Origin of the sequence: Clostridium puniceum, assembly GCF_002006345.1 — a bacterium.
In the GTDB taxonomy this organism is placed as follows: domain Bacteria; phylum Bacillota; class Clostridia; order Clostridiales; family Clostridiaceae; genus Clostridium; species Clostridium puniceum.
Map to the genome: position 1 here is coordinate 1 of NZ_LZZM01000009.1, position 12828 is coordinate 12828.

A 12828-nucleotide genomic window follows, 5' to 3' on the forward strand; every position below is an offset into this window, starting at 1 on the left:
ATTTTATACCATAAAGGGATTGCTCTTTTTCCAACCTTTAACGAAAATTGTAATATAAGAAATCTATCATCAAGAGTTGTATGGTCAAATATTATGATTATTTTTCTATCTCTGCTTCGCTTGACGTATTTTTTAATGACTTCTTCTATGAAAAATCCATATACATAATCAGAATTGATTGGTGAAGATGAAAAAAATCTATATATTCTTGATTGTTTAGCATAGCCGTTTTCCCCCTTTTTATAAGGTTTGAGTGGTATTAGACTTATATAATAGGGCATGGCTATGTTTTTTCTATACTTTTTTTCTGGTAATTTAATCCTTGGCTAACTTATCCTTTTCACTGTCCTTAAGTCAGGTACTTGATTAAGATTAATTATAGTTTGAAACACATAATCTTTTTTTATTTCATATTCAAGTTCGCTTAGAGTGAATGTACTATGTTTAACACCATATAACATACAAGCAATTATCTGTTCGTCTGAATACTTACGTGGTCGGCCTTTATTAGTATTTTTAATATTTGAATTTAGTTTAATAAATGCAATTTTAACAGCTTCAAAAATTTAAAAATTATCATTTTCGCTTTTAATCTTTGGTGATATAATCATATTTAAGCAATTCCTTATGTGATGTATTTGGGTTTCTAGCGAAATTATTATATCACAAAGGAATGACTTATTTATTTACAAATTTTGTTTACTCAACAACCTAATGTTAAAATAAAATTGCAAAATAAACTGGTGAAGCTTCGGCTCTGCCTTTTTTATTATATATATGTTTTAAAAAAAGTTTATTCATTCAAACTGATTCTGTACTTTTAATAATTGCAAGCAGGCTAACTTTTAAGAGAATGAAATTTATTAATTAGAACTTATATAATTAAATAATTTTCTTTTTTATATTTATCAGATAAAATAGAAGTAAGGATGTTTTTTAAAGCTGAGTTTATAAAAATGTTATAGCAGAGTTATAATATTAACAACATATACTTTAAAATATACAAAGGAAGGGGATATGAAATGGATTTACTAATGACCATACTATTGTTAATGGTGTGTTTATTAATTTCAAATATCACTAGTCACTATATACCATCTATACCTACAGCTTTAACTCAAATTGTTTTGGGGGTAATTATCGCATTTATTTTTCAACATAATTCTTTTGAACTAAAAGAGGAATGGTTTTTTCTTTTATTTGTAGCGCCGATTTTATATAATGATGGAAAACATTTTCCGAGAGAAGAACTATGGAAAATGAGGCGTTCAATATTTGGAAATTCTTTAATATTAGTTTTATTAACAACTATTGGAGGAGGATATTTTATTCATTGGATGATACCAGAAATTCCTCTAGCAGCTGCATTTGCATTAGCTGCTATCTTATCACCAACCGATCCAGTAGCTGTGAGTGGAATTGCAAAGCGAATTCATATTCCTGAAAAAGTACTAAATCTTGTTAAAGGAGAATCTTTGATAAATGATGCATCAGGTATAGTAGCCTTTAATTACGCTATAGCTGCTGTAGTAACTAGTTATTTTTCATTAAGAGAAGCAATTTTAAATTTTTCGTATGTATTTTTAGCGGGGGCAGCTTTAGGTTTGATTTTTGCTTTACTTTTAACACTAATAAGGTTTAATTTGCGTAAAGACGGAATAAATGATGTTATCTTTCACTCTTTGTTACAGATATTGGCTCCCTTTGGGATTTTTATAGTTACTGAAGAACTTTTTCATGCATCTGGAGTAATTGCAGTAGTAGTTGCAGGTATTATTCATTCCTTAATTAGTAAGAGATTTGAAACTAGTATAGCTGAAGAGCAAGTACTTACAGAAAATATATGGTCTATTATTTTATTTGTGTTAAATGGAATTGTGTTTCTATTATTGGGATTAAATATACCTCTATCCATGAGTGAAACCATAGCTGATCCGAATATAGGAAATTTAAAGGCCATTGGATATGTTATTGCCATTGGATTTGTTATTTTAACAATTCGTTTTGTTTGGTCTTATATTTCTGCTTTTTATGAATATCGTTTCAATAAAAGTAAAGATATTGAAAGGCCTAATATAAATATAGCTTTATTAACTAGTTTAACCGGTGTTAGAGGTACGGTTACAATGGCTGGAGTTCTATCAATTCCTTTTTTCTTGGATAATGGAAAAGTATTTCCAGAACGATCATTGATCCTTTTTTTAACTGCTGGTGTAATATTATTTACATTAATCTCAGCAACTGTGTTCTTGCCATTTTTATGTAAAGAAGAATCAGAAGAAGAGAAAAAAATTACTGATAAAAACCCAATTGAGGCAAAAAATAAACTTTTATTGGCTAGTATTAAAGCTATTGAGTCAGAAATAAATGATAAAAATGAAGCAGTAGCTTATGAGTTAATTAATGAATATAAACATATATATCACAACTTCAGATTTGAGCAAGCTTCAAACGCAAGCAAGGAAAATTTCAATCAAAAAGAAATAGTTGAAATACAATTAATAGCGTTAAAAGCAGAACGGAAATATATCCATGAATTAATCAATAAAAATGAAATGGATGAAGAAGTTTTTAAGACACTTGATAAATCTTTTGATTATAGAGAAGAAGCACTTCTAAGAAATCCTAGTCAAGATACCATTTTTCTTATAAGAAAATTACTGAGAGCGACGAAGATTTTTTATGGAAAATACCGCAGACGAAAAGAAATTAAGCTAAATAATTTAAGCTTAGTAAAAGATATTCAACTAAAATCCTTTCAAGCTGCAATTGAATCCTTAGAGGAATATCTAAAAAGTCATAATGGGTCAGACGTTGCACATGAGGTGATTTTACATTATAGAACCATGATTAATAAATTAAAAGGAACAATAGTTAAATATAACGAGGAAAGTATAAAACAAAAAGAAGAATTGAGAATAAAAGCTATGGATATAGAGCGTTCAGAGGTTCGCAATATGTATGAATCAGGAGAAATTACTAGAGAACAATCAAATGAATTAAGAAGATACATAAATTATATTGAAAGTGTAATTTTGTATAAGCATGTTGAATAATTTAATAAGAATATTAACTGGTGATTAAAAAAACGATAGCATAGCTTTTCTAATATATTATGGAGGCTGTAAATATTTTTGTGTATTCTTATTTCCTTCTTAGAAATAATGGATAACTTAAGTACTTATAATCCTTCATTTTGAGTAATTGGAAACAAATAAGAATTGAATGTATAGATAATTTAGAAAAAGTTAAATCTTATATAAATTGGCTCGAGGATTACCCCTATATTGGAGAATATGACTTATATAAAAGTTCAAATGATGATACTTTATATTTAGATCGTGTTACTAATTTTGTTGGTGACTTAGGAACTGTTGAAAAAACAACTAAAAAGGACTTAAAAGAAAGATTTGATTATGAATTGAGGATTGTAAATAATATTAAATATTATTTTTTAATTATAATTATATGACTTATTCAACAACTTATACAAAGGTTAAAATTAACGATTCATAGTTAATTCATTAATATCTATCTAAATGCAGGTTGATTTATATTTAACCTGCATTTTTTATATTGCTATAAAATTTCATTTATCGCATTTTATATTTGATAAAAACCTAATTTTTTAAATCTATACCATTCATCAATTTCTTCTACAGTCTTAACATTCAAATACAACATAATTTCCTTAGCGAATTCTAAAGCAGCCGTACCATTTGCAGTTATGATACCAGAATCACAAACTGCTTGTCTCTCAATAAAATTGCTATCACCTTGTAGTGTGGTGCTTGTGACTTCATATACTCCAATGTATTGCCTAAATGTTTGATATTATCCAAATATCCGTCCTCTGCCATAAAATTAGTTGCATTACAAATTGCTACTACTGTGAATATGATTTTGAACAGCATGCTCAACTACTGGTTTAATAGCATTGTTTTTCTGTTCACTCCAAGCATAACCACCAATCAAAAGTAGCATCTCGAAGTTCTTTGGATGATCAATTACAGAATAATCAGGTATGATTCTAAAACCTCCCATAGAAACTTTAGGTTCTTTATCAATACTTATAGTTTTTACAATATAATCCGTTTCTGCTCCATTGAGTTCTGAACAAATATAAGCACTTTCCCAATCTGCATATCCATCAAAAATGAACACAAGTATTTCTTTTTTCATTGTAACACTTCCTCTCGTATATATAGTTTACAACGAAAAAGATGACATCTATATATAATCTTTATAGAGTTCATTCATTCTTTTTATTCTTGTTTTTATTGCTTCTTTTAGTTCAAAGGGTGTTATAACTTTAACTTTATCTTGCAAACTGAAAACTAAATTAGTAGCCCATTCTAAATCAGAAACAGAAAATATAATCTGTCCCTTTTCTTTTGCACTGTTGATCCTATGAAAAAATTTCGCATCTATCTTATCTGTTAGAACGAATTCATTAGTAACATCATATTCTAGTACAACTTCAAACAATTTAGTAGGATCTTGTGACGAAAACAAACCAACACTAAAATTGTTTCTAAAATTTATTCTTTCAACTACCTTACAATTGAAATTTTCATCCATAATTTTCAGATCAACAATGCGGTTGATTTTAAACAAACGGAACTCATGCTTATCCTCACAAAAAGCATATAAATACCAGTATTATTGCTTAAAAACAAGTTTATGAGGTTGAATAATTCTTGCTGAACGTGATCTCTTTGAGATATATTCTAGATAAATACAGTTTTGATTTTTAATTGCCTTATGCAAGTCAGATACCTTTTCTTGTGTAATACTGTCTTGAAACCATGAGGACAAATCAATTACATAATCACTTTCTGAAAATATGGTGCTTGTCTCTTCTGGGATTAATTTAGCCATTAAATTTGTTAAATCAGCACTTTCATCAATACTCATCAGCCCATTTAAATTTCTTCACACTTATAAAAATAAGATTAAATATATATTGGGAGTCAACTTGAGCAATTGTTAGAATGTGGAATATATTTCATAAGAATTAACTCTAAAGCTTGTTTATATTTATCCACATCAATTTACATAGTTTTACAATTATGTAAATTGATATTATAATAAATATGAATCAAATCCAAATATAATTTTAGAATGAGGTGAAGAAATATATGTGTAAAAAAATATTAAGTTTAGCATTATGTAGTGCTATGTTATTAGCTAGTATTCCTACTATATCTGCAAACGCTGCAGAAATTAGCCAGCCAGATTATTCAATAGTAAGCCAAGCCTCTAAGAGCGCAATATATGGAAAAGTTAATTGTAGTTCATTAACTGTTCGTAAATTAGCTAGTGTTTCATCAACCGACATTGCTTATCTCGATAAAGGTACTAAAGTTAAAATAATTGGCACAGATGGTGCATGGTATCATATATCATTTACTTACAAAGGAGAAAGTAAAATAGGATTTGTAGATAGTAATTATATAGACATAAATTAAAATAAAAATGGATGTTTGGATTTGGAATGTTAAAAGAGGCTTTCATGCCTCTTTTTAATTTCTTTACAAGGATTCTTTCTTATCTGTATTCAAAGGTAAAAACGTCTGCATCTCTAGTTATTGTTTTTATTTATGTTTTAATCAAAATATTACTCGTATTTATTAAAAACTGTTTAATATAATATATAGTAAGTTGCATGTTTTCTCTCAAGAAATGTTTTTTTAAGTTGCGTTATATTTTTATATGATTCTTCTTTTTTATTGGCTATGTCAATGAACAATATTATTGATAATTCATGATTAAAGAAAATTGTGAATTAAATTAAAAATTAATCATCATTCATAATAATGCTAAAATTACCTTGATTTAATATTATTAAACCATTCAAGCGTTGTTTTGCTATGTTCTTCAGGAATCTTATTCTTTACTTGTTCATGCAGCCAACCTAAAGTCTTATTCTTCAAATACTGTCTCATCTGGTCTTCTGCTTCTAACATTACAACTTTTATCAAACAAGGGCATTTTGTATGTGTATCAGGTAAGTTATTCTTATCTAATAATAACTCATTTTGTCTAATCTCTGCACATTGAAATAATGGCGAATTTCCTTCTACTGCTTCAACTATGTCCCAAAATGTTATATTTTCTGAACTACGTGCTAATGCATAGCCTCCATTAACACCTGGAATTGACTTCACGATGCCTGATTTTCTTAATTTTGTATATACTTTTGATAGATAAGTTTCTGACACTCCTTGATATGTTGCTAAATCTTTAATCCCAACAGATTTTCCCGATGGAATATCAACCATATATAATAAACAATGCAATGCATACTCTACTCCTATAGAAAATTGCAATAAAATCATCCTCCTACTCAATATAAATAAATGTTCTTCTGACATAATACTTTATTGTTTTTTATTAGTCAATATCTATAGAATAGAAATATGGATAATATTTATCTACAATGTATCTATTAGTTGTTGACTTTTCAAAAAAGCAAAGATATAATATATTACAGATAATAGCTATCTATAATATATGTGATATATATTTCTTATATATTATTTAATGAATTTTTAGGAGGAATTGTATAATGATTACAGAAAAATTTTATGATGTATTAAAAAATGAGGGAGTGGTTTCAATAATATCATGGGGAGCAACTGAAGGACCTCATGTGGTTAACACTTGGAACTCATATTTAGTTGTGACAGATGATGAAAGAATTTTAATTCCTGCATATGCAATGAATAAAACAGAAAAAAATGTAAATCAAAATAATAAAATAAAGATAGCTTTAGGTAGTAGAGAAGTTTTGGGGTATAAAGATTACCAAGGAACAGGATTCGTGATTAATGGTACTGCAAAATACCTTAATTCAGGTTCAGAATTTGACATGATGAAAGAAAAATTCTCTTTTTTAACTAGAGTATTAGAGATAACAGTTATATCTGCAAAACAAATGCTTTAGATTTTGAGTGTTATTAACCGATTTTAATATACATACATAAATAAGCCTTTGAGGTATATTATAGAGTTAATCAACCTATTGTATCTCAGAGGTTTATTTTTTTTATATAGTATTCTATACGATTAATAATTTAATATTTCTATTCATCATATATTTTTGCATATTAAATCTGTTTTTTAACATTAAATCTATTTTAGTTCTTATTTAAATATCTCTTTTATAAAAAATTCTTCTTAATTTATAGTACGGTGTACCGTAACTAATCCTAGGTATATGGTTACTCCACAATAATTTTTATTTGTTCATTAACTATAACATATTTTGTAAGTTGTGCATTCTTAAAAATTCATTTAGGGAAAACTTCGTAACTAATTGGGGACTTGTAGTGTCATCCTTTCTGTGAAAAATCCTCCGAATATAGGAGGGGCACTATTAAATTAAAATATATTTACTTTTGCAATATGCTTATAGTAAAATATGTAATTATTTATATTATCATCTATATTACTTTGTCTAACCCAATCTAAATACCTTCCATGTAATTCTAATATAAACTTATCTATAATATTTATTACATCACCTTCTTACATAAATTACATTCTGTTGTTTACTTTATATTTTATTGTTCTATTAAACATATAAAATACTATCACAATGCCTATACTAAAATAAATACATATTGCTCCAAATAAATAAAATAATTCCTAAAAATAAATATTTTACATATAATTCTTTTTATGCATATAAATATATGTTTTACAATTATTATGTAGATTGATTTCTAAATTTTGAACATAAAATAAGCAGTAGTGGATTACTTCTTGATATGCTCCCCTTATGGTAGACACATAAAATAATAAAATGTCTATCATAAGGAGAAGTATTTTTTATGTCAATTCTAAATTTAAAATCTGTTTGTCGCAGAAAGAAAAAGAATTACAAGAAAACAATACCTCGAGTAACAACAGAAAATACTTTAAATAGGAATTTTAATTCTGACAAATTTGGTGAAAAATGGCTTACAGATGTAACTGAGATGAAGTATGGAATTGGAGGTAAGGCTTATCTAAGTGCTATACTAGACCTTGCTGATAAAAGTATTGTATCATTTGTAATTGGCCATTCTAATAATAATGCTCTTGTTTTTTTAACATTTGACATAGCTCATGAGCAGTATCCTGATGCAAAGCCACTGTTTCACAGTGACCGAGGCTTTCAATATACCTCAAAAAAATTTAAGGAAAAGTTAGATGATGCAGATATGACTCAAAGCATGTCTAGGGTAGCACGTTGCATCCACAACGCTCCGATGGAAGCATTTTGGGGCATGTTAAAATCTGAAATGTATTACTTCAAAAAATTCAATTCATATAAGGAACTAGAAACAGCAATCACTGATTATATAGATTATTACAACAATCAAAGATATCAGAAGTGGTATTCTCTCTTTATAGTATACAGTTAAAATAATAAAACTGTCATTATGAAGGGAGTATATTTTTATGGGAAGAAAATCAAGGTCAAAAACTTGAAGCTGTTGATGGTTATCTTTGTGGGAATAAAAGTTCTACCCAAATATGTTATGAGTTAAATGTAACGAAAAAATCATTTGATCAATGGGGTAGTAAATTTAAGCTACATGGTGCTGAGGGACTTAAAACTACGACAAAAAATACATTTTACCCTATAGAACTTAAGTATCAAGCTATAACAGATTATCTTAACGGAATAGGCTCTTTGTTTGAAATTTGTAGCAAATACAATATTTCTTCACATAGTATTCTTCAACAATGGATTAGAAGTATAATAGTCATAAAACATTTAAATCTCATAATAAGCAAGGGAATAGAATTATGACTAATGGACGAAAAACTACTTATAAAGAAAGAACTGATATTGTTGCATTCTGCATTTCGAATAATGATGATTATCAAGCCACTGCTGATAAATGTAAAGTTTCTTATCAACAAGTTTATACATGGGTAATGAAAATATGAAGCTAATGGCTATGAGGCACTAATGGACCGTTGCGGTAAGCGTAAAGAAGCTGCTGAGCTTACTGAATGGGAAAAATTATCTGCACAATTGAAACTTATCGAATCAGAAAATACACGTTTAAAGATGGAGATTGATTTCTTAAAAAAATTGAAGGAAGTAGAAAGAAGGCGATAAATACTAGAATACTTCAAGAATATAAATATATTTCTATAAAATAATTACATGAGGAAAACGACTATCCAGTAGCTGATTTATGCAATTTAGCTAGTATTGCACGATCATCTTATAAAATTATTAGCAGTTATTTTATTTAAAGGCAAAAAATAAGACCAAGAAATCTTTATATTCCTAGCCTTGATGTTTAATTTTATTTTACTATTTTTAGCTATATATAAATAATCCAACTAAATAACCTAATACACCTGAACTTATTATAGCTAATATCTTAAATATTGGAATTTCAATTTTTATTTCCATGATTTATAATCCTCTGTCTTTCTATATCTAAAATCACAATAATATAATTATAATTTATATACTATTTTTCAGCAATAACATTACATTAATTTTATTTAATATTATATTTATATTAAGTCAACCTATCTGACATAATCTTGTCACAATACTCACTTATAATAAAAATATAGTAATTGAACATTATTATTTACTCCATTACAAAATACAAATCGTATTAACCAGTATTTAGGATAGTCTGTTACACCCTAGCAGGCTGTCCTTTTTTATTTTTGTTTAACAATATGTATTTTTATGTAAAATTTTAATATTATTTGTATTACGGTTTGTTTTGCTAAATAATTCTATATGGTTTATAATCTATAAATATTTTCTAAATAAATTATGTAAAAAGTAATTATTGTGGATAGTTTCAAATTTTTTCAATTAAAATATAATATACGTTTAAGAAAGTCTATTCTAAATAAAATGTTGAATACTCTTTCACCTAATAACAAATTTGTTATTATTGTTTCTCAAAATTTAGACAAGCATATTGTTGCATATCATAAAAAATGCATGCGGTATACCGTTCAAAACTTCTAAAACACTATTTAGTCATTCTTTTCTATTTCTAAATCTCCTCTCAATTGTTGTTTCAATATATTATAATCTTTCTTTATATATAAGTTCTAATTAAGAAAGTTCATAATTTAGTTGGTTGTCTTATCCAATCACTCTAATATAGAAATTAAATCTTAATGAACAAAATTTTTTAGAACATATATATAAAATAATCTCCCGTTTACATCTTGACATTTTTTTACATTTTTGTCCTATAACTATAAACGAGCGAAATCACAAACAAATATTTCCAGTCCAATAACTAAAAAGATACCTATGCAGCATTAAAAAGCTCTAAAATGGCATCAAGAGGCTCTCCAGCTTGAGTTTTTTCATAAATAAAAGTAATTTTTTCAGCCTCTAATTGAGCTCTAGCAGTTTTCAGTCCATTGCTAAATTTTAAGGTATCTTCGGATACTTCTAATCCACAATAAACATAGGTAATCATCATAATAAGCAGATATCTTTTTATACTTTTTTCACTGCGAATTTGATAATCATCTAAGCCTAGTTTTTTCTTAGATTCTCTAAAGAAAATTTCTATAGGCCATCTATGTTTGTAGTGGTTTAGCAATTCCAATAATGGCATGTTGGAATCAGGGCTTATAAAAGCTCTTAAACATCCATCTTTAAAAAGAGCTTCTTTAGGCCAGCTTAGAACTATTAAGGCTTCTTTTAAATCATTTAGCTTTCCTTTATAGGAATATACATAATACTCTGAGTTACCAACTTTGACTAGGTCGACATCCTCTTTAGTTAGTGTTTTTCCGAAAGCGTTAAGCTTAATTCCAAGCCTTTCATAATTAGTAGGATAAATTACTCTATTAGTGCGTAGACCTCCTACATATTTGAAACCGGTCTTTTCAGAAGCTTTAAAAATCTTTTTACTACTATACCAGCTATCACACAAAACATAGCCTTCATTTATTGGAGATGGCAAAGAATTTATAAGCTCAATAGCCATTTGAATTTTACTCTTGATTTTTTTATCGTAAATAGAGATTGAGTATGGTGTAACAATATCATCACAAATAAGCATAACAGTTACTAATTGATGTCCGTAAACAGTTTTATGTTTTAAATGAGAATTGTGAAAACTACACTTTTCAATAGGTTTTAGTGCCTTTGACGAGGGCACGGTCCTTTCTGAAATAGTATCATCGATAGCAACATAGATAGGATTATTAGTTGCTTTAGAAACTTCCCAAATCTTTTTTATAACCAAATTACGGAGTGCTCTTTCAATAAAGTCTTCATTCCAAGGACTTTTAGATAAGAATTTTCCTATATTCGTCCTATGCCTAAAAGGCATAAGGTCGGCTACATCAGTAACTTTACCTACAAATCCTTTTTTTATCATAGCACTCATAATAAGAGCTATAATATGAAGCTGCGGCTTAGTAAAATAAATTGCAAGTCTTGATTCTTTTAAGAATTTGATTATAGATGATGAATTTGTTATAATTGAGCCAATGAACATTTATGATATCTCCTTGTTATGTTTTGTGTCAGAACCTAATTATAACAAATGATTTCATAAATGTTCTATTTTTTATTGTTGGTAATTTATTGGATGTGAAAGCGCTCGTTTATAGCTATAATATTATTGTTCACCATCTATAAAACAATAAGGTTACAAAGCATTCACTTCATAACCCTATTGTTTTTTTAATCTATTTATTATTTGCTACTAAAAATTCACCTAAATCCTTATCTAATCCAGTTATATGATTTTTCCACCAAGTTGACATTTCTTTTTGAACATTTAGAACTAATAATGCAGATGTTCCCTTTGAATCAAAAGTTTCTCTTAATTTTTTCAGTTCATTTTTAAATTGTTCGTGTTGCTCATGTTGTATATTATATTTAGGATAATCATTCTTCTTTTGAATTATTTCTTCTTCTGTAAAATGTTTAATTACATACTCTTCAAGAAAATCTAGCGTTTTAATAATTTCACCTTTAGCTTTCCCTTCTTTCATAGCAAGTAATAATTGATTAATGCGATCGAATAATTCCTTGTGTTGATTGTCAATACTGTTAATTCCTGTAGATAAATTATTGTCCCAATTTAACCCCATATAAATCACACCTCTCATAAATTATAGTTAATATCTTTTATATATATTTCTACATTTTTATTAAAACGCCTCTTTTTTACTTCAATATTTTCTTATTTTTATTTCTACAAAAATTTACATAATATCTATATATTTTATTATTCACACTTTACATTTTGTCATTAATTAATTTTATATAATTATTTTTATCAATAAACATCATTAATTGTATTATGATCTTTTCGATAACCATTCTCAATTATTTGTTGTAATTCTGGAATCAAATCTGTTAATTTTTTATAATTTCTAAGTTGTCTGTCATCTAAACCTATTTGTATTGCTAAGTATATACTCACTAAGACTGTGGACACGTTTTAAGGTATAGTTAGCCGTATCGAAATAGGACAAACAAAATATTACTGACATAGCTGAATTATATCTTAGTAAATATTGCCTACCTTGTTAATTAAATGTACTTTAATATTCTACTTCTAACCCATAGTATAAATGTCAACCTATAAATGGTTCTTTCCAACCTTAGAAGAATAAAATTCTTATCTTTATTTGCTAATCTTTTCATAACATATATTCTCTTGCTATTATATGCTTCTTCTTCTATTTCTTTCAAAACTCTCTATTATTCTTTGTTTCCATGATTTCTTAACTTCATTTTGTTTATTCTTCTCTTTTAATAATTCATCAATATTTCTTTGTTTCACAAAATTATAAAGATTAACAATATCT

Annotated in this window: 14 protein-coding genes and 2 pseudogenes; 7 read left to right on the plus strand and 9 right to left on the minus strand. The window is 27.3% G+C overall.

The window, feature by feature from the left end; all coding sequences use genetic code 11:
• Window positions 1-281 (minus strand): annotated as a pseudogene (locus CLPUN_RS28325) (IS4 family transposase); the annotation flags it as partial.
• Between the two features lie 741 nt (window positions 282-1022).
• Between CLPUN_RS28325 and CLPUN_RS00490 the strand changes: the two are divergent.
• Both CLPUN_RS00490 and CLPUN_RS00495 read left to right on the plus strand, forming a co-directional pair.
• Window positions 1023-3056, plus strand: coding sequence for a Na+/H+ antiporter (locus CLPUN_RS00490; protein ID WP_077845431.1), 2034 nt, complete (start codon window positions 1023-1025; stop codon window positions 3054-3056).
• A gap of 140 nt (window positions 3057-3196) precedes the next feature.
• On the plus strand, window positions 3197-3472 hold the full coding sequence (locus CLPUN_RS00495; protein WP_077845432.1) for a hypothetical protein: 276 nt from the start codon (window positions 3197-3199) through the stop codon (window positions 3470-3472).
• Between the two features lie 253 nt (window positions 3473-3725).
• Here CLPUN_RS00495 and CLPUN_RS29070 read toward each other — a convergent pair whose 3' ends face one another.
• The 4 genes and pseudogenes from CLPUN_RS29070 to CLPUN_RS28390 form a co-directional block, all read right to left on the minus strand.
• A complete protein-coding gene (locus CLPUN_RS29070) occupies window positions 3726-3860 on the minus strand; it encodes a hypothetical protein (protein WP_278281591.1) in 135 nt (44 codons plus the stop codon).
• Window positions 3861-3873: 13 nt separating this feature from the next.
• Window positions 3874-4182, minus strand: a complete 309-nt coding sequence (locus CLPUN_RS28380; RefSeq protein WP_242954004.1) for a DJ-1/PfpI family protein — start codon at window positions 4180-4182, stop codon at window positions 3874-3876.
• Window positions 4183-4230: 48 nt separating this feature from the next.
• Window positions 4231-4581: a WCX domain-containing protein gene (locus CLPUN_RS28385; protein ID WP_479723530.1), complete on the minus strand. Its 351-nt coding sequence runs from the start codon at window positions 4579-4581 to the stop codon at window positions 4231-4233.
• Between the two features lie 15 nt (window positions 4582-4596).
• Window positions 4597-4917, minus strand: a pseudogene (locus CLPUN_RS28390) (helix-turn-helix transcriptional regulator); the annotation flags it as partial.
• 224 nt (window positions 4918-5141) lie between these two features.
• Here CLPUN_RS28390 and CLPUN_RS00510 point away from each other — a divergent pair.
• Window positions 5142-5471, plus strand: a complete 330-nt coding sequence (locus CLPUN_RS00510; RefSeq protein WP_077845433.1) for an SH3 domain-containing protein — start codon at window positions 5142-5144, stop codon at window positions 5469-5471.
• A gap of 357 nt (window positions 5472-5828) precedes the next feature.
• Here the strand turns inward: CLPUN_RS00510 and CLPUN_RS00515 are convergent, their stop codons facing one another.
• A complete protein-coding gene (locus CLPUN_RS00515; protein ID WP_077845434.1) occupies window positions 5829-6332 on the minus strand; it encodes an RrF2 family transcriptional regulator in 504 nt (167 codons plus the stop codon).
• A gap of 239 nt (window positions 6333-6571) precedes the next feature.
• Here CLPUN_RS00515 and CLPUN_RS00520 point away from each other — a divergent pair, with 239 nt between their 5' ends.
• The 4 genes from CLPUN_RS00520 to CLPUN_RS27920 all read left to right on the plus strand — a co-directional run bounded on the left by CLPUN_RS00520 (window position 6572) and on the right by CLPUN_RS27920 (window position 9121).
• A complete protein-coding gene (locus CLPUN_RS00520; RefSeq protein WP_077845435.1) occupies window positions 6572-6949 on the plus strand; it encodes a pyridoxamine 5'-phosphate oxidase family protein in 378 nt (125 codons plus the stop codon).
• A gap of 889 nt (window positions 6950-7838) precedes the next feature.
• Window positions 7839-8414 (plus strand): IS3 family transposase, encoded by a 576-nt coding sequence (locus tag CLPUN_RS00525; RefSeq protein WP_077845436.1) that lies wholly within the window; start codon window positions 7839-7841, stop codon window positions 8412-8414.
• Between the two features lie 388 nt (window positions 8415-8802).
• The gene (locus tag CLPUN_RS27365; protein ID WP_158078662.1) at window positions 8803-8946 is read left to right on the plus strand and encodes a hypothetical protein; all 144 of its coding nucleotides are present in this window, start codon (window positions 8803-8805) and stop codon (window positions 8944-8946) included.
• Window positions 8947-8968: 22 nt separating this feature from the next.
• On the plus strand, window positions 8969-9121 hold the full coding sequence (locus tag CLPUN_RS27920) for a hypothetical protein (protein ID WP_198944263.1): 153 nt from the start codon (window positions 8969-8971) through the stop codon (window positions 9119-9121).
• 1177 nt (window positions 9122-10298) lie between these two features.
• On the opposite strand, the gene CLPUN_RS00540 is transcribed toward CLPUN_RS27920, so the two are convergent.
• From CLPUN_RS00540 to CLPUN_RS27370, 3 genes are all read right to left on the minus strand, one after another.
• Window positions 10299-11504 carry an IS701 family transposase gene (locus tag CLPUN_RS00540; RefSeq protein ID WP_077845438.1) on the minus strand — a complete coding sequence of 402 codons (1206 nt, stop codon included), beginning with the start codon at window positions 11502-11504 and terminating at the stop codon, window positions 10299-10301.
• Between the two features lie 193 nt (window positions 11505-11697).
• Window positions 11698-12105, minus strand: coding sequence for a bacteriohemerythrin (locus CLPUN_RS00545; protein WP_077845439.1), 408 nt, complete (start codon window positions 12103-12105; stop codon window positions 11698-11700).
• 188 nt (window positions 12106-12293) lie between these two features.
• Window positions 12294-12440, minus strand: coding sequence for a hypothetical protein (locus tag CLPUN_RS27370; RefSeq protein WP_158078663.1), 147 nt, complete (start codon window positions 12438-12440; stop codon window positions 12294-12296).
• Window positions 12441-12828 lie beyond the last annotated feature (388 nt).

Excerpts from the sequence above, each read along its gene's own strand:
- CLPUN_RS00510 (WP_077845433.1), top strand. The coding sequence starts at position 5,142 with ATGTGTAAAAAAATATTAAGTTTAGCATTATGTAGTGCTATGTTATTA.
- CLPUN_RS29070 (WP_278281591.1), bottom strand. The coding sequence starts at position 3,860 with ATGGCAGAGGACGGATATTTGGATAATATCAAACATTTAGGCAATACA.
- CLPUN_RS28380 (WP_242954004.1), bottom strand. The coding sequence starts at position 4,182 with ATGAAAAAAGAAATACTTGTGTTCATTTTTGATGGATATGCAGATTGG.
- CLPUN_RS27920 (WP_198944263.1), top strand. The coding sequence starts at position 8,969 with ATGGACCGTTGCGGTAAGCGTAAAGAAGCTGCTGAGCTTACTGAATGG.
- CLPUN_RS00520 (WP_077845435.1), top strand. The coding sequence starts at position 6,572 with ATGATTACAGAAAAATTTTATGATGTATTAAAAAATGAGGGAGTGGTT.
- CLPUN_RS00525 (WP_077845436.1), top strand. The coding sequence starts at position 7,839 with ATGTCAATTCTAAATTTAAAATCTGTTTGTCGCAGAAAGAAAAAGAAT.
- CLPUN_RS28385 (WP_479723530.1), bottom strand. The coding sequence starts at position 4,581 with ATGGATGAAAATTTCAATTGTAAGGTAGTTGAAAGAATAAATTTTAGA.
- CLPUN_RS27365 (WP_158078662.1), top strand. The coding sequence starts at position 8,803 with ATGACTAATGGACGAAAAACTACTTATAAAGAAAGAACTGATATTGTT.
- CLPUN_RS00490 (WP_077845431.1), top strand. The coding sequence starts at position 1,023 with ATGGATTTACTAATGACCATACTATTGTTAATGGTGTGTTTATTAATT.
- CLPUN_RS00540 (WP_077845438.1), bottom strand. The coding sequence starts at position 11,504 with ATGTTCATTGGCTCAATTATAACAAATTCATCATCTATAATCAAATTC.
- CLPUN_RS00545 (WP_077845439.1), bottom strand. The coding sequence starts at position 12,105 with ATGGGGTTAAATTGGGACAATAATTTATCTACAGGAATTAACAGTATT.